Origin of the sequence: Mycolicibacterium bacteremicum (assembly GCF_002086115.1) — a bacterium.
Lineage (GTDB): Bacteria > Actinomycetota > Actinomycetes > Mycobacteriales > Mycobacteriaceae > Mycobacterium > Mycobacterium bacteremicum.
Genome location: NZ_MVHJ01000002.1, coordinates 312,834 through 329,910, shown reverse-complemented (window position 1 = coordinate 329,910; position 17,077 = coordinate 312,834). Strand labels below are relative to the sequence as shown.

Annotated in this window: 20 protein-coding genes; 9 read left to right on the top strand and 11 right to left on the bottom strand. The window is 69.4% G+C overall.

Features of this window, described 5'->3' with window-relative positions; genetic code table 11:
• Positions 1 to 83: 83 nt before the first annotated feature.
• Both eccD and mycP read left to right on the top strand, forming a co-directional pair.
• Positions 84 to 1,358 carry a type VII secretion integral membrane protein EccD gene (eccD, locus tag BST17_RS29575; protein ID WP_133053507.1) on the top strand — a complete coding sequence of 425 codons (1,275 nt, stop codon included), beginning with the start codon at positions 84 to 86 and terminating at the stop codon, positions 1,356 to 1,358.
• On the top strand, positions 1,355 to 2,719 hold the full coding sequence (gene mycP, locus BST17_RS03940; RefSeq protein ID WP_083055608.1) for a type VII secretion-associated serine protease mycosin: 1,365 nt from the start codon (positions 1,355 to 1,357) through the stop codon (positions 2,717 to 2,719). Before eccD ends, mycP begins: the two co-directional genes overlap by 4 nt.
• Here mycP and eccB read toward each other — a convergent pair.
• Together eccB and BST17_RS03930 are read right to left on the bottom strand one after the other, a co-directional pair.
• Complete coding sequence (gene eccB, locus BST17_RS03935) at positions 2,651 to 3,784, bottom strand: type VII secretion protein EccB (RefSeq protein WP_083055607.1); 1,134 nt, start codon at positions 3,782 to 3,784, stop codon at positions 2,651 to 2,653. The genes mycP and eccB overlap by 69 nt on opposite strands.
• 73 nt (positions 3,785 to 3,857) lie before the next feature.
• The gene (locus tag BST17_RS03930; RefSeq protein WP_083055606.1) at positions 3,858 to 4,412 is read right to left on the bottom strand and encodes a CGNR zinc finger domain-containing protein; all 555 of its coding nucleotides are present in this window, start codon (positions 4,410 to 4,412) and stop codon (positions 3,858 to 3,860) included.
• 74 nt (positions 4,413 to 4,486) lie between these two features.
• On the opposite strand from BST17_RS03930, the gene BST17_RS03925 reads away from it, so the two are divergent.
• The 5 genes from BST17_RS03925 (at position 4,487) to BST17_RS03905 (ending at position 8,350) form a co-directional block, all read left to right on the top strand.
• Positions 4,487 to 5,491, top strand: a complete 1,005-nt coding sequence (locus tag BST17_RS03925) for an EamA family transporter (RefSeq protein WP_083055605.1) — start codon at positions 4,487 to 4,489, stop codon at positions 5,489 to 5,491.
• 38 nt (positions 5,492 to 5,529) lie between these two features.
• Positions 5,530 to 6,186 (top strand): cutinase family protein, encoded by a 657-nt coding sequence (locus BST17_RS03920; RefSeq protein WP_083055676.1) that lies wholly within the window; start codon positions 5,530 to 5,532, stop codon positions 6,184 to 6,186.
• A gap of 45 nt (positions 6,187 to 6,231) precedes the next feature.
• Positions 6,232 to 6,873, top strand: coding sequence for a cutinase family protein (locus BST17_RS03915; RefSeq protein ID WP_407937726.1), 642 nt, complete (start codon positions 6,232 to 6,234; stop codon positions 6,871 to 6,873).
• 24 nt (positions 6,874 to 6,897) lie between these two features.
• Positions 6,898 to 7,608 carry a cutinase family protein gene (locus BST17_RS03910; protein WP_083055603.1) on the top strand — a complete coding sequence of 237 codons (711 nt, stop codon included), beginning with the start codon at positions 6,898 to 6,900 and terminating at the stop codon, positions 7,606 to 7,608.
• 61 nt (positions 7,609 to 7,669) lie between these two features.
• On the top strand, positions 7,670 to 8,350 hold the full coding sequence (locus BST17_RS03905; protein WP_083055675.1) for a cutinase family protein: 681 nt from the start codon (positions 7,670 to 7,672) through the stop codon (positions 8,348 to 8,350).
• A 1-nt stretch (position 8,351) separates the two neighbouring features.
• On the opposite strand, the gene truA is transcribed toward BST17_RS03905, so the two are convergent.
• The 9 genes from truA to BST17_RS03860 all read right to left on the bottom strand — a co-directional run bounded on the left by truA (position 8,352) and on the right by BST17_RS03860 (position 13,722).
• Positions 8,352 to 9,221: a tRNA pseudouridine(38-40) synthase TruA gene (gene truA, locus BST17_RS03900; RefSeq protein ID WP_083055602.1), complete on the bottom strand. Its 870-nt coding sequence runs from the start codon at positions 9,219 to 9,221 to the stop codon at positions 8,352 to 8,354.
• Positions 9,222 to 9,228: 7 nt separating this feature from the next.
• Positions 9,229 to 9,840, bottom strand: a complete 612-nt coding sequence (gene rplQ / locus BST17_RS03895) for a 50S ribosomal protein L17 (protein ID WP_083055601.1) — start codon at positions 9,838 to 9,840, stop codon at positions 9,229 to 9,231.
• Positions 9,841 to 9,902: 62 nt separating this feature from the next.
• Complete coding sequence (locus BST17_RS03890) at positions 9,903 to 10,955, bottom strand: DNA-directed RNA polymerase subunit alpha (protein ID WP_083055600.1); 1,053 nt, start codon at positions 10,953 to 10,955, stop codon at positions 9,903 to 9,905.
• A 71-nt stretch (positions 10,956 to 11,026) separates the two neighbouring features.
• The gene (gene rpsD, locus BST17_RS03885; protein WP_083055599.1) at positions 11,027 to 11,632 is read right to left on the bottom strand and encodes a 30S ribosomal protein S4; all 606 of its coding nucleotides are present in this window, start codon (positions 11,630 to 11,632) and stop codon (positions 11,027 to 11,029) included.
• Between the two features lie 14 nt (positions 11,633 to 11,646).
• Complete coding sequence (gene rpsK / locus BST17_RS03880) at positions 11,647 to 12,063, bottom strand: 30S ribosomal protein S11 (RefSeq protein WP_019512358.1); 417 nt, start codon at positions 12,061 to 12,063, stop codon at positions 11,647 to 11,649.
• A gap of 6 nt (positions 12,064 to 12,069) precedes the next feature.
• Positions 12,070 to 12,444 (bottom strand): 30S ribosomal protein S13, encoded by a 375-nt coding sequence (gene rpsM, locus BST17_RS03875; RefSeq protein ID WP_083055598.1) that lies wholly within the window; start codon positions 12,442 to 12,444, stop codon positions 12,070 to 12,072.
• A gap of 159 nt (positions 12,445 to 12,603) precedes the next feature.
• Positions 12,604 to 12,717: a 50S ribosomal protein L36 gene (rpmJ, locus tag BST17_RS03870; RefSeq protein WP_079925868.1), complete on the bottom strand. Its 114-nt coding sequence runs from the start codon at positions 12,715 to 12,717 to the stop codon at positions 12,604 to 12,606.
• A gap of 44 nt (positions 12,718 to 12,761) precedes the next feature.
• Positions 12,762 to 12,983, bottom strand: a complete 222-nt coding sequence (gene infA, locus BST17_RS03865) for a translation initiation factor IF-1 (RefSeq protein ID WP_003418601.1) — start codon at positions 12,981 to 12,983, stop codon at positions 12,762 to 12,764.
• A gap of 274 nt (positions 12,984 to 13,257) precedes the next feature.
• A complete protein-coding gene (locus BST17_RS03860) occupies positions 13,258 to 13,722 on the bottom strand; it encodes an SRPBCC family protein (protein ID WP_083055597.1) in 465 nt (154 codons plus the stop codon).
• A gap of 80 nt (positions 13,723 to 13,802) precedes the next feature.
• On the opposite strand from BST17_RS03860, the gene BST17_RS03855 reads away from it, so the two are divergent.
• Positions 13,803 to 15,515, top strand: coding sequence for an NAD(P)/FAD-dependent oxidoreductase (locus BST17_RS03855; protein ID WP_083055596.1), 1,713 nt, complete (start codon positions 13,803 to 13,805; stop codon positions 15,513 to 15,515).
• A 15-nt stretch (positions 15,516 to 15,530) separates the two neighbouring features.
• On the top strand, positions 15,531 to 17,024 hold the full coding sequence (locus tag BST17_RS03850) for an ATP-binding protein (protein WP_083055595.1): 1,494 nt from the start codon (positions 15,531 to 15,533) through the stop codon (positions 17,022 to 17,024).
• Positions 17,025 to 17,077 lie beyond the last annotated feature (53 nt).

Sequence of the window (17,077 nt, the reverse complement as noted above, 5' to 3'; positions counted from 1 at the left end):
AGCGCGTCGGCGATCGGATCCATCGAATTCTGGTGCGCGTCAACGGGGCGCACCGGGGTTACCGTGGCTGCGGGGGTGATGTGATGGACGATCCGTTGTGCCGCGTCACCGTCCAGTGCGCCGATAATCCACGGACCGTGGACCTCGCACTGCCGCGGTACGCGCGGCTGGGTGTGTTGTTCCCGGACATCGTGGAGCTGGCGGCCGGCGGCGGGTCATCGGCCGCGGGTTGGCGGCTGGACCGACTCGCCGGCGGCCGCTGGGATGAGTCACTGAGCCTGCACGACAGCGGTATTCGCGATGGCGATGTCATTGTGCTGTCTGCGGTGTCCGCCCCGGCGCCGGGGCAGACGTCCGAGGACCCGTTCGGAACGGACCCGGACACCGAGCCGGGTGCGGCGACCGCCGCCGCGTCGGTGGGCGGGGGAACGGCGGCCGGGGGAATCGTCGCACTCGGATTGGCGCTGTCGGGCCCGGCCGGCGCCGACCACCTGGTGGCGGCCGCGACCGCCGCGGTCGCGGCCTGCGGGTACCTGGCCGTCGGCCTGCGCCGCGAACGGCGACCGGCCCTGGCGATGTCGCTCGTATTCCTCTGCACTGCAGCCCTTCTGCTGACACCCGGCCCGCCGGGTCCGGCACATCTCCTGCTGACCGCCGCGGTCTGTGTCTGCGCCTCGGTGGTGGCGCTGCGGTTCACCGGCTCGGATGCGCCCCTATTCACCGCGACCGCCACCGGTGCGACGCTGATGGCGGTGGCGAGCGCGGTGGCACTGGCGCTGTCCGCCGATCTCGCGGCCCTCGGGGCGGTACTTGCCGTGCTGTCGCTGGGTGTGCTGAGCGGGTCGGGACGGCTGGCACTCGGGCTGAGCGGGCTGCGGCCGGCACGGGCGGTATCGCATCCCCAGGTGGCGGCCGCGGGTGACCGGCTGGCCGGGCTGGTGGGCGGCTGCGCGGTCGCCGCGGCCGGGGCGGCGGCGACCGCGGCGGCGGGGTGCCTGCGCGCCGACGTGCCATGGCCCCCGGCGGTGGCGCTGGCCGGTGCGCTGGCCGGCGTGCTGGCCCTGCGGGCGCGGGTGTTCGCCGACGCGCGGTGCCGGCGGGTCCTGTGCTGGTCCGGGATGACCTGTGCGGCAGTGACGCTGGGCCTGTCGGTGTGGGCGGTACCGACGCACGCCGGGTGGCCGGCGGTGGCCGCGCTGGGCCTGGCGGCCTGGTGTCGCGGTCGGGGCGCAGCGGCCGGCCCGGTGCTGACCCGCGGGGTCGACGCCGTCGAATATCTGTTGTGTGCGGCGGTCGTACCGCTGGCCTGCTGGACCGGCGGCGGATACGACCTGGTGCGGTCTGCGAGCCTGATGTGACGCGGCTGGCGCGTATCTTCGCGGCGGCCGCGCTGGCGGCCGCGCCGGTCTGTACCGCGGCGCCCGCGGTCGCGGTCCGCCCGCCGCCGGTCGATTCCGCGTTGCTGCCCCCGCCGGGGCCGGCCGCCCCGCGCGTCCCGACCGAACAGCGTCGGCCGTGTGTGTCCCCGCCGGCCGCTGCAGCGCCGATGCGGGCTCCGCGGCCCGACCTGCAGGCGGCGTGGTCACGCACGCGCGGGGCGGGTCAGACCGTCGCCGTCATCGACACCGGCGTGACCCGGCACCGGTCGTTGCCGCGGTTGCGTCCCGGTGGCGATTACGTGGCGACCGCCGACGGCACGCAGGACTGCGACGGGCACGGCACCATCGTGGCCGGGATCATCGGCGCGCAGTACGACCCGATCACCGGGTTCGGTGGAATCGCACCCGACGCAGGCATTCTCGCGATCCGGCAGTCCTCGGCGATGTTCGATGCCGTCGATGCCGGTGGCGACGGGGTCGGTGACGTCGAATCGCTGGCCGCGGCCGTCCGCAGCGCCGCCGACCAGGGCGCGACCGTCATCAACATCGCGTCGGTGGCGTGTCTGGATGCCGCGGCCGCGCTGGATGACCGCGCACTCGGCGCGGCGCTGGCGTACGCCGTCGACGAACGCAATGCGGTGGTGGTCGCCGCGGCCGGCAACGTGGGCGGTCGGGGGACATGCCCGAAACAGAATCCGGCGCCGGATCCCGCCCGTGCCGGCACCCCGGACTGGGACCGGGTCCAGGTCGTGGTGAGCCCGAGTTGGTATGACGATCTGGTGTTGACGGTCGGGTCGGTCGACGCCGACGGTAGGCCGTCGCATTTCACCCTGGGCGGACCGTGGGTGGATGTCGCGGCACCCGGTGAGGACGTGGTGTCGCTGAGCCCGTCCGGGGAGGGACTGGTCGATGCGATGCCGGAACCGGATGGTCTGCAACCGATTTCCGGAACCAGCTACGCGACACCGGTGGTGTCCGGGGTGGTGGCGCTGCTGCGGTCGGCGGCCCCGCACCTCACGGCGCGCCAGGTGATGCACCGGGTCGAGAGCACGGCGCGCCGACCGGGGTCCGGGTGGGAACCACTGACCGGTCACGGTGTGGTGGATGTGCTCGCCGTCCTCGACGGCCTCGGTGAACCCGGCCCGGCCGCCGCGGGTCGGGTGCCGAGTCCACCACCGCCGCAACCGACGTCGACCAGTCGGATCCCGGTGATCGGGGCTGCGGTGTGCGCCGTACTGACCTTGGCCGCAGCGCTGGCCCCGGTCAGGAGGTCAGCCGGCGGCGACCGTGTCGCGCAACAGGGTGGCCCGATCGACGGCCAGTTCGGGCCCCCGCGGTAGCAGGGCCAGTACCGGCCACGGGGCCGTGCCCGGCGCAGGCAATCCGAGGGCGCCGGCGGCGGCATCGTCGGCCACCCCGAACGCCGCCCCGCTCGCGGTGACCAGATGGCACGGCCCGGTGGTCTGTCCGTCGCCGGCGACCCCCGCGGCGCGGACGTACACACTGCGCCCGCCGGTCATCGACACCGCGTCCAGTTGCGGGCCGGCGCCGTCGGCCTGGACGAGCCGGATCGCCGCGGGCCCGTCGGGCAGGGCGGTGCCGGTGAATACCGCGGTGTCCGGCGCCTGTCCGATACCGGTCCACAGCCAGCTTGCGCACAGCACACCGCCGAAGTCCGCGCCCACCGGGTCGGTCACCGGAACCGGGATCCGTACCGGCCTGCGTTCGGGTAGCGCATCCAGCACCGACTGCGAAACACTGAGCGGCACAATGCCTTCGAGACGCATGGCGGTGACGACGGCACGGTCGCGCAGATCGATCGCCGCCCTACCGCCGTCGTGCAGCAGGAAGGTGCGCCCGGAGCCACGGGCGGCGGCCAGGACGGCCCGACCGTCGGTCCGTGCCCCGCGTGGACCGATGAACAGTGTCGTGTCGTGCTCGGCGGCGTCGTCACACACCGTCCACGCGGCCGAGGAGGAATCCGCTACCGGGTCGACTGTGCCCGGTGCGCCCGCAATGCCCATCATCGGACCGAGTCGGGCGCCGGTCAGCATCGCCGCCGCGATCACCCGGGGCTGAGCGGGAGTGCCGGCGATCAGCCGCGCCGACGCCAGATTGGGGGTGGGATGCAGGGTGTCGCCGACCCGCACGTAGACCGCCGCGGTCTCGCGGACCAGGACTATCGGGTCGTCGCCGAGCGTTCCGTGCGGTCGCAGCAACGCCAGCACCGCACACACCGCGACCACCACCGCGGTGACCGCCACCCCGGCCGCCAGCGCCAGCGACTGGCCACGGATGGGATCGTCGAGCATCCGGGTGTCCCGGGACACCAGCGCGTATTCCATTCTGCGCAGCAGGAAGCGGTATCCGCTGACCTCCAACCGCGAAACCGAACGCCGTGCCATCTGACCCCCGGTTCGACCCTAACCGGGCCCGACCGCGGTGCAGCGCGCCAGTTTCCGGCGTCCGGGCCCGGCATCAACCGTCGCGGCCGCGCCGTTCCCGGTACGCGGCGACGTGCTGCCGGTTCCCGCAATTGCCCGTGTCGCAGAAGATCTTCGACCGGTTCCGGGAGACATCGAAGAGCACGGCCGCACAGTCCGGCGCCGCACACACCTTGAGCCGGCGCAGTTCGCCGCCACGGATCAGGTCGGCCAGCGCCATCGCCATCTCGGCGCCCATCCGCTGGGCCAGCGGGTCGTGGATCGATGCCAGATGCAGGTGCCACTCCGGCATCTCCGCGTGCCGGGTCAGCCAGGGTGCGGCCTGCGTGTCGGCCAGCAGGGCGTTGACCTGGCCCACGGTGTGCTCCTCATCGTCGGCGCACTCCCAGATCCGGCCGAGCCGCGTACGCAACCGGTGCACCGCCGCGAGCTCCTCGCCGTCCCGGTCGCGGCGGCCGGTCCAACCGAATTCGGTCAGGTAGGCGTCCAGACCGGCGAGGTCGGCGAACTGATCGCCGTCCACCCGGTCGCTGTTGACCAGGACGCAGGCCGCCCGCAGTGTGAGCTCCGTGTCATGAGTGAAAATCATTTGACGCATGACTCCCGTCACCGTTAATGTCATGAGCAAATTCCATTTTACTCATTACACCTCCGGAGTGCACCATGACGGCGATCGACGCGCGCGCGACGAACCGGTTCCGCATCGGCCTGATGTTCGCGATCACCTCGGCATTCACCTTCGGGATGTCCGGCCCGCTGGCCAAGGCCCTGATGGAGGCCGGGTGGACCCCCACCGCCGCCGTGACGGCCCGACTGGCCGGTGGCGCGCTGGCGATGGCCGCCTTCGCCACCTACGCCCGGCCCGGCTGGGTCAAAGAAGCCATGGCGCACCGCGGCACGGTGATTGCCTACGGCCTGATCCCGATCGCCGGCGCGCAACTCTGCTACTACAACGCTGTCTCGCACCTGTCGGTCGGCGTGGCGCTGCTGCTGGAGTACACCGCCCCGATCCTGGTCGTGGCCTGGCTGTGGGCGACCACCCGCCGGCGGCCCGCCGCGCTCACCCTGGCCGGCGCGGCGCTGGCGGTCGCGGGCATCATGCTGGTGCTCGACGTCTTCGCCGGGGCGCACATCAACTCCGCGGGCGTGGCCTGGGGCCTGGCCGCCGCGATCTGCGCGGCCTGCTATTTCATGATGTCGGAGAAGGCGAGCTCCGACGGCACCGGGCTGAGCCCGATCACCCTGGCCGCCGCCGGCCTGGTGGTCGGCGCCCTCACCGTCGCCGGTCTGGGCGCCTCCGGGGTGATGCCGCTGCGATTCACCGCCGCCGACGCCGTGGTCGCCGGTCTCACCCTGCCCTGGTACGTGCCGGTGATCGCGCTGGCGCTCATCCCGACGGCCATCGCCTACACCCTGGGCATCATGGGCATCGCCCGGCTGCAGCCCCGGTTCGCCTCGCTGGTGGGGTTGTCGGAGGTGCTCTTCGCGGTGCTGATCGCCTGGGTGATGCTGGGTGAGGCGATCTCGGTGACCCAGGCCGTCGGCGGTGCGGTGGTGCTGGCCGGCCTGGCCCTGGCCCGCCAGGGCGACCGGTCCGATCAGGTCGCCCAGGCGAACTGGCCCGACGTGCCGCCGCCGCCCGCGGAACGACCGATTGCCCATACCTGACCGACAGATGTGAAGATGGGCTCGTGAAGTTGCGCACGATGGCGGCCCGGTCGGCCGCGCTGGGCTCGGCCCTGATTTCCGCGTTTGCCGTCCTGGCGGTGACGGCACCCGTCGCCACGGCGGAGCCGGCCTGCTCGGATGTCGAATTGATCTTCGCCCGCGGCACCAGCGAGCCGCCCGGCATCGGCCGCGTCGGCTTCGCGCTGGAGAATGCGCTGCGCCCCCAGCTCGGCGGCCGCACCCTGAGCACCTACGGGGTGAACTATCCGGCGACCTACGACTTCTTCCGCGCCGCCGACGGCGCCTTCGACGCCAGCGCGCGCATCGCCTATCTCGCCCAGAACTGCCCGAACACCCGGGTGGTGCTGGGCGGGTACTCCCAGGGCGCCGCGATCGTCAACATGCTGGTCGGCCTCCCGCCGGCCGGCGACCGGATCGGCGACATCGGCTCGGCTCCCCCACTGGCGGCCAACCTGGCCGGCAACGTCGCGGCCATGGCCGCCTTCGGCAACGCCGGTGCCAAGTTCGGGTATCCGGTCAGCGCTGCCGGCCCGCCGTTCAGCGGTCGCGGGATCGACCTGTGCGCCGATGGTGACCCCATCTGCTCGCGTGGTCGCAACCCGTTCGCACACACCCGGTACGAGTCCTCAGGGTTCATCTCGCAGGCCGCCGGCTTCATCGCAGGTCGCGTCTGACGGGGACTTGTTTAGCCCGTCTCCGCGTTATCATTTGGCGTGCGCATTGATCTTGTTCGCCGTTGCTCCGTGCTCCTCGCCGCCGCCGCCACGGCCGTCGGCTCCCTGATCCTGATGCCGGCCGCGCCTGCGCAGGCCGAGTCCTGCCCCGATATCGAGGTGGTGTTCGCCCGCGGCACCAACGAAGACCCGGGTCTGGGCCGCATCGGCAACGCGTTCGTCAACTCGCTGCGCGGCAAGGTCGGCGGCCGGTCGGTGGGCACCTACGCGGTCAACTACCCCGCCAGCTACGACTTCCTGGCCGCCGCGGCGGGCGCGAACGACGCCAGCGGCCACATCCAGTGGATGATCGCCAACTGCCCGGCCACCCGCCTGGTGCTGGGCGGTTATTCGCAGGGCGCGGCGGTCATCGACGTCATCGCCGCGGTGCCGGTGCCGGCCATCGGCTTCAACGCCCCGCTGCCGCCCAATACCCCGGAGCACGTCGCGGCGCTGGCCGTGTTCGGCAACCCGTCGGCAAAGGTCGGTCTGCCCCTGACGGTCAGCCCGGTATGGGGGCCGCGCTCCATCGACCTGTGCAATCCCGGTGATCCGGTCTGCACCAGCGGTGAGGACGTCGCCGCTCACCGGGCGTATGACGGCGGTCCGGCCGACCAGGCGGCCTCCTTCGTCGCGGGTCTGCTCTGAGGCTCACCCCGTACACTTCATCAGGTGTCCAGCCGAACGCTCTCAGCAAAGCACCGTGCGCGTAAGTTCGTCGCCACCGCGGCCGCGGTCATGGCCGCCGCCGGCGGCTTCGTGGCCTCCGTCGCGGTGTCCCCTGCCGGCCAGCTGCCCACCGCCGCTGCCGAACCCTGCGCTCCCGTCGAGCTGATCTTCGCGCGCGGCCGTAACGAGGCCCCCGGAGTCGGGCGGCTGGGCAACAACCTCGTCGGTGCACTCAACGCCCGGCTGCCCCAACCCGTCGGGGTCTACGGCGTGAACTATCCCGCCAACACCGAGATCCCGGCCGGCGCCAACGACATCAGCAACCGGATCCAGTACATGGCCGGCGCCTGCCCGGACACCAAACTGATCGTCGGCGGATATTCGCTGGGGGCCGCCGCAGCGGTGCTGGCGTTGTCGGCCAACCAGTCCGGACTCGGCTTCACCCGGCCGTTGCCGCCCGGCATGGACCGTCACATCGCCGCCGTCGTGCTGGTCGGCAACTTCTCGAAATCGATTCCGGGCCATCAGATCGCGGCGCAATACGTCGAGCGCACCATCGACGTGTGCAACGCCGAGGACCCGGTCTGTTCGGGCGGGCTGCCCAACGACCTCAACGATCTGCAACGCGTGTGGGGCGATCACCTGCAGGACGGCTACATCGGTTCCGGCCTGATCGACCAGGCCGCCGACTTCGCCGCCGCACGCGTGCGCTGACCGGCCGACTTTCGCAACACAGACGTCAATTCCGGCCGCTACAATCGGCCTGGTGATCTTGATGTCGAGGGATCGGGTCTCCGCCGTCACCGCAGCGGCAGTCGCCGCCATCCTGGCGCTGGCCGCCGTGGTCGCGCCCGCCGTGGTGACACCCGTGCTGCTGCCCGCCGCCGGCGCGGCCGCGTGCCCGGACGCCGAGCTGATCTTCGCGCGCGGCCGGATGGAATCGCCCGGCGCCGGCCAGATCGGCAATGCGCTCGCCCAGGCCCTGCGCTCCAAGACCGGCAAGAACGTCGCGCTGTACGCCGTGAAATACCCCGCCGACACCCAGATCGACATCGGCGCCAACGATATGAGCGCCCGGATCCAGCACATGGCGGCAACCTGCCCCGACACCCGCCTGGTGCTCGGCGGCTACTCGCTGGGCGCCGCCGTCACCGACGTGGTGCTGGCGGTGCCGTTCGGGGTGTTCGGCTTCAAGAACCCGCTGCCGCCCGGAGTGGACCAGAAGGTCGCTGCGGTTGCGTTGTTCGGCAACGGCATTGCCTGGGTCGGCCCGATCTCGAACTTCAACCCGCTGTATCAGGAACGCACCATCGAGCTCTGCCACGGTGACGATCCGATCTGCAACCCGACCGACCCCGAGAACTGGCAGGACTACTGGGCCGACCATCTGGCTCCGGCCTACATCGGCGCGGGCATGGTCACCCAGGCCGCCGACTTCGTCGCCCCGCGGTTGTAGCTCACAGCGTGCGCAGGTCGCGGGTGATCTCGATCCGCGCGGCCAGTTCGTCATCGGGCGGGTAGTCGACGCCCACCAGCGTCAGTCCGCGCGCCGGGGCGGCGGCGAAGTCGCTGGATCGCTTCGACGAATCCAACAGCGCCGCACACCAATCCGCGTCCCGCCGGCCCTCCCCGACGGCCAACAGCGCGCCCACCAACGAGCGCACCATGGACCAGCAGAACGCGTCGGCGGTGACGTGGGCGGTGATGACGTCACCTGTACGCACCCAGTCCAGGCGCTGCAGATCCCGGATCGTGGTGGCTCCCTCGCGATGCCGGCAGAAGGCCGCGAAATCGTGCAGCCCGACCAGGTGCCGGGACGCCGCGGCCATCGCATCGATGTCGAGCGGCCGCAACCAGGGTGTGACGAAGCGGGCCTGCTGGGGCAGCACCCCGTACGGCGCGGTGCCCAGCCGGTACTCGTAGTGCCTGCGCAGCGCCGAGAACCGCGCGTCGAATCCCTGCGGTGCCCGGACGATCGCCAGCACCCGGATCTCCTCGGGCACAAAGCGACTCAGCCGCCGGATCAGCGGCAGGAACTCCGGTTCTCCGACCGGCCTCGCACTGCGTGGAAAGGCGTGCGCCAGCGCGTCGGCGGGGACGTCCACGTGGGTGACCTGTCCGGTGGCGTGCACGCCGGCATCGGTGCGGCCGGCCGCGCGCAGCACCACCGGTGTACGGAACACCGTCGACAGCGCGTCCTCCAGCGCACCGGCCACCGTCCGCTGCCCCGCCTGGGTGGCCCACCCGGCGAATTCGGTGCCGTCGTAGGCGATGTCGAGCCGCAAACGAACAAACCCGCCACCTGAAGAGGTGGCGGGTTCGTTCACTGCGTGACTACTTGTCGTCAGACTTCTCGTCCTTGGCGGCCTCGGCTTCGGTGGCCTCCTCGGCCGGGGCCTCGGTGGCCTCGGCGTCGGTGGTCTCCTCGGTCACGGCCTCGTCGGTGCTCGTCGACTCCTCGGCCACGGCCTCGTCGGCCGTGGGGCCGTCAGCGGCCTCGGGCTCGACAGCGGCCTGCGGAGCCGCCGCGGCAGCGACCTTCTGGGCTGCGTCGGCACGACGGGCGCGGTTGGCCTCGGAGGTGACGGTCTTCTCCCGCACCAGCTCGATGACCGCCATGGGGGCGTTGTCGCCCTTGCGGTTCTCGACCTTGATGATGCGGGTGTAGCCGCCGTTGCGGTCGGCGAAGAACGGACCGATCTCGGCGAACAGGGTGTGCACCACATCCTTGTCGCGGATCTTCTTCAGCACCTCACGCCGGTTGTGCAGTTCACCCTTCTTGGCGTGGGTGATCAGCTTCTCGGCGTACGGACGCAACGCCCGGGCCTTCGGCTCAGTGGTCTTGATGCGGCCGTGCTCGAACAGCGCGGTGGCCAGGTTGGCCAGCAGCGCCTTCTGGTGCGAGGACGACCCGCCGAGACGGGGACCCTTGGTGGGCTTGGGCATTGCGACTATCTCCTTGTGGGGCCGGCCCCCGTATCAGGTAGGGCCGGGACGGACGATCTTCTTTAGAGCTGTTCGGTTTCGGCGAAGTCCTGGTCGGTGTCCAGGTCGTAGCCCGAGTCACCGGTCCAGGTGCCGGTGGCCACGTCGTAGCCGGCCACCTCGGACGGGTCGAAGCTGGCGGGTGAGTCCTTGAGCGACAGACCCAGCTGATGCAGCTTGATCTTCACCTCGTCGATCGACTTCTGCCCGAAGTTACGGATGTCGAGCAGATCCGACTCGGTCCGCGAGACCAGCTCGCCGACCGTGTGCACACCCTCGCGCTTGAGGCAGTTGTACGAGCGGACCGTCAGGTCGAGGTCGTCGATCGGCAGCGCGAAGCTGGCGATGTGATCGGCCTCGGCCGGCGACGGGCCGATCTCGATGCCCTCGGCCGCCTCGTTGAGCTCACGGGCCAGACCGAACAGCTCGACCAGGGTCTTACCGGCCGACGCCAGGGCGTCGCGCGGGCTGATCGAGTTCTTGGTCTCGACGTCGAGGATGAGCTTGTCGAAGTCGGTGCGCTGTTCGACGCGGGTGGCCTCGACCTTGTAGGTCACCTTCAGCACCGGCGAGTAGATCGAGTCGACCGGGATGCGGCCGATCTCGGCGCCGGAGGCCTTGTTCTGCACAGCCGGCACGTAACCGCGGCCGCGCTCGACGACCAGCTCGACCTCGAGCTTGCCCTTGTCGTTCAGAGCCGCGATGTGCAGATCCGGGTTGTGCACGGTCACACCGGCCGGCGGCACGATGTCACCGGCGGTGACCGCACCGGGGCCCTGCTTGCGCAGGTACATGGTGACCGGCTCGTCCTCCTCGGAGGACACGACCAGACCCTTGAGGTTCAGGATGATGTCGGTGACGTCTTCCTTCACACCGGGGACGGTGGTGAACTCGTGCAGCACACCATCGATGCGGATGCTGGTGACCGCTGCGCCCGGGATGGACGACAGCAGCGTGCGCCGCAGCGAGTTGCCGAGGGTGTAGCCGAAGCCGGGCTCCAGCGGTTCGATCGTGAACCGGGACCGGTTCTCGGCCAACGACTCTTCGGACAGGGTGGGTCGCTGAGAGATCAGCATTTTCTATCTCCTTCTCGGCACCCGCTATTTGATGCCGTCTGGGTGTCTTCGACCGGGATGGTCGAGGACTGTTACTTCGAGTAGAACTCGACGATGAGCTGCTCGGTGAGCGGCACCTGGATCTGGGCGCGCTCGGGGAGCTGGTGGACCAGGATGCGCTGACGCTCGCCCACGACCTGCAGCCAGGACGGGATCGGGCGCTCGCCGGCGGTCTGGCGGGCCACCTCGAACGGGAAGGTGTTCAGCGACTTCTCTTTGACGTCGATGATGTCGTACTGCGACACCCGGTAGCTCGGGATGTTGACCTTCACACCGTTGACGGTGAAGTGGCCGTGGCTGACCAGCTGGCGCGCCATCCGCCGGGTGCGGGCCAGGCCCGCCCGGTAGATGACGTTGTCCAGCCGGCTCTCCAGGATCTGGAGCAGGTTCTCACCGGTCTTGCCGGTCTGCCGGTTGGCCTCTTCGTAGTACTTGCGGAACTGCTTCTCCATGACGCCGTAGGTGAAGCGGGCCTTCTGCTTCTCCTGCAGCTGGGTGCGGTATTCGCTCTCCTTGATCCGCGCGCGGCCGTGCTGGCCGGGCGGGTAGGGGCGCTTCTCGAACGACTGATCGCCGCCGACCAGGTCGACGCCGAGGCGGCGCGACTTGCGGGTTGCGGGTCCGGTATAACGAGCCATTTTCTAGATCCTCCCTAGACCCGGCGCCGCTTGGGCGGACGGCAGCCGTTGTGCGGCTGCGGGGTGACATCGGAAATCGCGCCGACCTCGAGGCCGGCGGCCTGCAGGGAACGGATCGCGGTCTCGCGGCCCGAGCCCGGGCCCTTCACGAACACGTCGACCTTCTTGACACCGTGCTCCTGCGCCTTGCGGGCGGCGTTCTCGGCGGCCAGCTGCGCGGCGAACGGGGTCGACTTACGCGAGCCCTTGAAGCCGACGTGACCCGACGAGGCCCAGGCGATGACGTTGCCCTGGGGATCGGTGATCGAGACGATGGTGTTGTTGAAGGTGCTCTTGATGTGAGCAGCGCCGTGCGGGACGTTCTTCTTCTCCCTGCGGCGGGTCTTCTGACCCTTCTTGGCGGCGGTGCCGCCCTTCTTAGCCTGTGCCATCCGGGGTTACCTGGCCTTCTTCTTGCCGGCGATGGTGCGCTTGGGGCCCTTGCGGGTACGCGCGTTGGTCTTGGTGCGCTGTCCGCGCACGGGCAGGCCACGACGGTGGCGCAGGCCCTGGTAGCAGCCGATCTCGATCTTGCGACGGATATCGGCCTGCACCTCGCGACGGAGGTCACCCTCGACCTTGAGGTTGCCTTCGATGTAGTCGCGCAGCTGGGTAACCTGATCATCGGTCAGGTCCTTGGTGCGCAGGTCCCGGCTGATGCCGGTGGCTTCCAGGATCTCCTGGGAGCGGGTACGGCCGACGCCGTAGATGTAGGTCAGCGCGATCTCCATGCGCTTGTCGCGCGGGAGATCAACGCCCATGAGACGTGCCATCAGGCAGTGTTCCTTTTCGTTGCGGAGGTCTGATCCCAGTCCGTTCCCCTCACGGGGTCCGGCCTCCGTGCCGGACGTGGTTGAGCAGCGAATCTGCTCAGTGGTACTGGGAGGTCTGCATTCAGTTGTGGGTGGTGCCGGTCGGTCTCGGGACGAGACCTAGCCCTGACGCTGCTTGTGGCGCGGGTCGGAGCAGATCACCATGACTCGCCGATGCCGGCGGATCACCCTGCACTTGTCGCAGATCGGCTTGACGCTCGGGTTCACCTTCACGGCTTCGCGATCCTGTTCTCTCGTGTGGTCTTGATGGTGGGCAGTTACTTGTACCGGTACACGATGCGGCCCCGGGACAGGTCGTAGGGAGAGAGCTCCACCACGACGCGGTCCTCGGGCAGGATGCGGATGTAGTGCTGCCGCATCTTGCCGCTGATGTGGGCCAGAACCTTGTGTCCGTTCTCCAGCTCAATGCGGAACATCGCATTGGGCAGAGGCTCGACCACGCGGCCCTCGACCTCGATGGCACCGTCTTTCTTGGCCATACTGTCTTAGCGATCCTTGCCTTCGTTTTCGTATCTCTACGCCCCGGCACGACCCGACCCACCGACTACGAGACGTGAGCCGGATCCGAAATCGTTAAGGTTTCTTGACGAGGCACGCGAAGAGTCGGCGCGACAAGCCGCACCGTTGGTCCATACTACCCGCCCGGCGGCGTACCCCAAAATCAGCGAAAACGCAGCCCGACCCGCCGTGACGCGAGATGCCGATCCGCTGCGGCTGCCGGGGACAGTGCGGCGGGTCGACGATCCCAAGCGGTCAGCCCGCCGCGGTGGCCTGGATGGCGGCCAGCGTCTCCGGTATCCCGCGGTGGGCCAGTTCCGAGCGCTGCGCGATCTGATTGTCGGCATCGGCGCCGAACTTCTCGCCGAAGCCCTCGATGCCCTTGGGTAGGAACCGCCAGTACTGGGTCAACGTGGATCCGCCGTCGGCGGGTTCGATGGTGAAGCCCCAGCGCACCCAGCCGTTGTTGACCTCCCAGGCGAACTCGCGATCCGGTTCGGCGACCACCACCTGGCTGCGCGTCTCCCAGGTGCGCTCGGGCAGTTCGTTGCGCCCGGTGAACCAAGCCCCGGCGACGGCTCCGGCGGCCGGGTCGTCCCACCAGCACGCCTTGCACACCGGGCTCCACTCGCCCATCCGGGTGATGTCGGAGACGAGCGCATATGTCGATGCCGGGTCCAGATCCAGGTGGACGGAATCGGAAAACTCGAGAGCGGTCACGAATTCGGAGCGTAGGGCCTGTTCGCCGTCAGCGATCCGGCAGGGATAAGAAGTGGACGATCGGCGCATAATCATCAGTGATGCCTGACGCCGAGCGCCAACCCCGCAAACCCGTGATCCTCTCCGTGGACGACGACCCTGCCGTGTCCCGCGCCGTGGCGCGCGACCTGCGCCGTCACTACGGCGAGCGGTACCGCATCGTGCGGGCCGAATCCGGCCCGGATGCCCTGGACACGCTGCACGAACTCAAGCTGCGCGGCGACACCGTCGCGGTGTTCGTCGCCGACTACCGGATGCCGCAGATGAGCGGTATCGAGTTCCTCGAAGCCGCGATGGACCTGTACCCGATGGCGCGCCGCGTACTGCTGACCGCCTACGCCGACACGACGGCGGCCATCGATGCCATCAACGTCGTCGATCTGGACCACTACCTGCTCAAGCCATGGGATCCGCCCGAGGAGAAGCTCTACCCGGTGATCGACGGCCTGCTGGAGTCCTGGCATGCCGCCGGCGACCACGCGATCCCCTACACCAAGGTGATCGGCCACCAGTGGAATCCCCGGTCCTGGGATGTCCGCCAGTTCCTGGCCCGCAACGGCTACCCGTTCAAAGCCTTCACCGCCGAGGAACCCAAGGGGCGCCAGCTGCTGGAGGCCGCCGGCCTGGACGGCAAGCAGTTGCCGGTGGTCATCACCGAGGACGGCAAGCCCATGGTCGAGCCCAGCGACACCGATCTGGCCAACATGCTCGGGCTGTCCACCAATCCGTCGCTGGAGATGTACGACCTGGCCGTCATCGGTGGCGGTCCGGCGGGTCTGGCGGCCGCGGTGTACGGGGCCTCTGAGGGGCTGAACACCGTGCTGATCGAGCGCGCGATGACCGGCGGCCAGGCCGGGCGCAGCTCGCGCATCGAGAACTACCTGGGTTTCGAGAACGGCATCTCCGGGATCGACCTGACCACCACCGCGCGCCGGCAGGCCGAGCGGTTCGGCGCCGAGGTGATCACCACCCGGCAGGCCATCCACCTGCAGGCCGGTGAGATCGGCACCGCGCGCACCATCACGTTCTCCGATGACGAGTCCGGCGACGGCGGCGAACGCACCATCGGTGCCCGGGCGGTCATCCTGGCAACCGGTGTCGACTACCGCGAGCTGACGGTCACGGGCTGTTCGGCGGCCGAGGAATCCAATCTGATCGGTCGCGGCGTCTACTACGGCGCCTCGGTCTCCGATGCCGCCGAATGCGAGGGCGAGGACATCTACATCGTCGGCGGGGCCAACTCGGCCGGTCAGGCGGCGATGTTCATGTCGAAGACGGCCAGGAAGGTCACCCTGCTGGTGCGCGGGCCCTCGCTGGAGGCGTCCATGTCCTACTACCTGATCCAGCAGATCGAAGCCAACGACAAGATCGAGGTCCGCACCTGCACCGAGGTGGTCGGCACCACGGCCGAGGACGACCACCTGGTCGGGTTGACGCTGGCCGACCGGCAGTCCGGGCAGACCGAGGACGTGCCTGCCAACCGGCTGTGTTGTTTCATCGGCGCCACCCCGCGCACCGACTGGCTCGACGGCGTGGTCGCCCGCGACGACCGCGGCTTCATCCTGGCCGGACCGGACCTGCGCGACGTGGTCGGCTGGACGCTGGACCGCCCGCCGCACCATCTGGAAACAAGTGTGCCCGGTGTGTTTGTTGCAGGAGACGTGCGTTCGGAATCCGCCAAGCGGGTTGCCGCGGCCGTCGGCGAAGGGTCGATGGCCGTGATGTTCGTACACCGGTACCTGGCCGAGGCATAGAGGGGCTTGAGAGATATGGGCGAGACGTGTGTGCGCGACGAACTGCGGACCCTGTTCCTCTTCGAGCATCTGTCCGACGAGCAGCTCGACACGCTGTGTGAGGCCGGGACCATCGAGATGTTCCCGGCGGGCCCCATCGTCCAGGAGGGCGACCCGGCGACCTGCTTCTATGTGCTGATCGACGGTGAGCTGATCATGTCGAAGCGCTCCGGCGGGGTCGACATCCAGACCAACCGGACCTCCCAGCGTGGCGTGTACTTCGGCGCCTGGTCGGCCTATATCCCCGGTGAGGAGCAGCTTTATCAGGCCTCGGTTCGGCTGGTCGCCGAGTCGCGGGTGTTCGTGCTGGAGGCCCGGGCGTTCGCCGAGTTCATGCGCGCGCAGTTCCCGATGGCCGTGCATCTGATGGAGGGCCAGCTCGTCGGCGGCCGCCGGCAGAGCCAGATCATCGGCCAGCGGGAGAAGCTGCTGGCACTGGGCACCATCACCGCCGGTCTGACCCATCAGCTCAACAATCCCGCCGCCGCCACCGCCCGCGCCGTGGCCGACCTGCGCGAGAGCGTCGGGCACATGCGGCACAAGCTGGCCATGGTCGCCGAGGCCAAGTTCAGCCCCGAGTCGCTGCGCGCGCTGGTCAACATCCAGGACCAGGTGGCCGAGCAGGTGGCCAAGAACAAGGATCTGGAGCTCACCGCGCTGGAGGCATCCGATCGCGAGGACGAACTCGGTGACTGGCTCGACGATCACGGCATCGCCGGCGCCTGGGACTACGCACCCACCTTCGTCGAGGCCGGGTTGGACACCGACTGGCTGGAACGGGTGTCCGCCCTGGTCGACGACCTGGATTCCACCGCATCACTGCAGGGCGCGATCGGGTGGCTGAAGTACACCATCGACAACGAGCTGCGGATGAACGAGATCGCCGAGGCGAGCAAGCGCATCTCGGCGCTGCTGGCCGGGGCCAAGCAGTACTCGCAGATGGACCGCGGCTCCTATGGCAACGCCGACGTGCACGAGCTGCTGCGCAGCACGATCATGATGTTCGGCGACAAGATCGGTGGGCCCGGGAAGGGCCGGCCGGTGACCATCTGCAAGGACCTGGACAAGACGCTGCCGGAATTGCACTGCTACCCGGGCGATCTCAACCAGGTCTGGACCAACATCATCGACAACGCGATCCAGGCGATGGGCGGCACCGGCACCCTGACCATCCGTACCAGCCGGGAGAGCGACGAGATGATCCGCGTCGAGATCTGCGATGACGGTCCGGGGATCCCCGAGGACGTCATCGACCGCATCTTCACCCCGTTCTTCACCACCAAACCGTTCGGCGAGGGCACCGGTCTCGGGCTGGACCTGGCATGGCGCATCGTGGTGGAGAAGCACGGCGGCAACATCTCGGTGCAGTCCAAGCCCGGCGACACCCGGTTCGCGGTGTGCCTGCCGCTGGTCGCACCGGCGCCGGTGATCCCGACCCCCGGCGAGCTCTCGGCCGCGGGCACCGAATAAAACGCACGCCCACGGTTGCGCTCACGGTGCGCCGATCGGAATAGCCGGCTCGC

Excerpts from the sequence above, each read along its gene's own strand:
- eccB (WP_083055607.1), bottom strand. The coding sequence starts at position 3,784 with ATGGCACGGCGTTCGGTTTCGCGGTTGGAGGTCAGCGGATACCGCTTC.
- BST17_RS03855 (WP_083055596.1), top strand. The coding sequence starts at position 13,803 with ATGCCTGACGCCGAGCGCCAACCCCGCAAACCCGTGATCCTCTCCGTG.
- rpsK (WP_019512358.1), bottom strand. The coding sequence starts at position 12,063 with ATGGCACAGGCTAAGAAGGGCGGCACCGCCGCCAAGAAGGGTCAGAAG.
- eccD (WP_133053507.1), top strand. The coding sequence starts at position 84 with ATGGACGATCCGTTGTGCCGCGTCACCGTCCAGTGCGCCGATAATCCA.
- BST17_RS03925 (WP_083055605.1), top strand. The coding sequence starts at position 4,487 with ATGACGGCGATCGACGCGCGCGCGACGAACCGGTTCCGCATCGGCCTG.
- BST17_RS03890 (WP_083055600.1), bottom strand. The coding sequence starts at position 10,955 with ATGCTGATCTCTCAGCGACCCACCCTGTCCGAAGAGTCGTTGGCCGAG.
- BST17_RS03850 (WP_083055595.1), top strand. The coding sequence starts at position 15,531 with ATGGGCGAGACGTGTGTGCGCGACGAACTGCGGACCCTGTTCCTCTTC.
- BST17_RS03905 (WP_083055675.1), top strand. The coding sequence starts at position 7,670 with ATGTCGAGGGATCGGGTCTCCGCCGTCACCGCAGCGGCAGTCGCCGCC.
- rpsM (WP_083055598.1), bottom strand. The coding sequence starts at position 12,444 with ATGGCACGTCTCATGGGCGTTGATCTCCCGCGCGACAAGCGCATGGAG.
- infA (WP_003418601.1), bottom strand. The coding sequence starts at position 12,983 with ATGGCCAAGAAAGACGGTGCCATCGAGGTCGAGGGCCGCGTGGTCGAG.
- BST17_RS03920 (WP_083055676.1), top strand. The coding sequence starts at position 5,530 with ATGGCGGCCCGGTCGGCCGCGCTGGGCTCGGCCCTGATTTCCGCGTTT.
- BST17_RS03930 (WP_083055606.1), bottom strand. The coding sequence starts at position 4,412 with ATGATTTTCACTCATGACACGGAGCTCACACTGCGGGCGGCCTGCGTC.
- rplQ (WP_083055601.1), bottom strand. The coding sequence starts at position 9,840 with ATGCCCAAGCCCACCAAGGGTCCCCGTCTCGGCGGGTCGTCCTCGCAC.
- rpsD (WP_083055599.1), bottom strand. The coding sequence starts at position 11,632 with ATGGCTCGTTATACCGGACCCGCAACCCGCAAGTCGCGCCGCCTCGGC.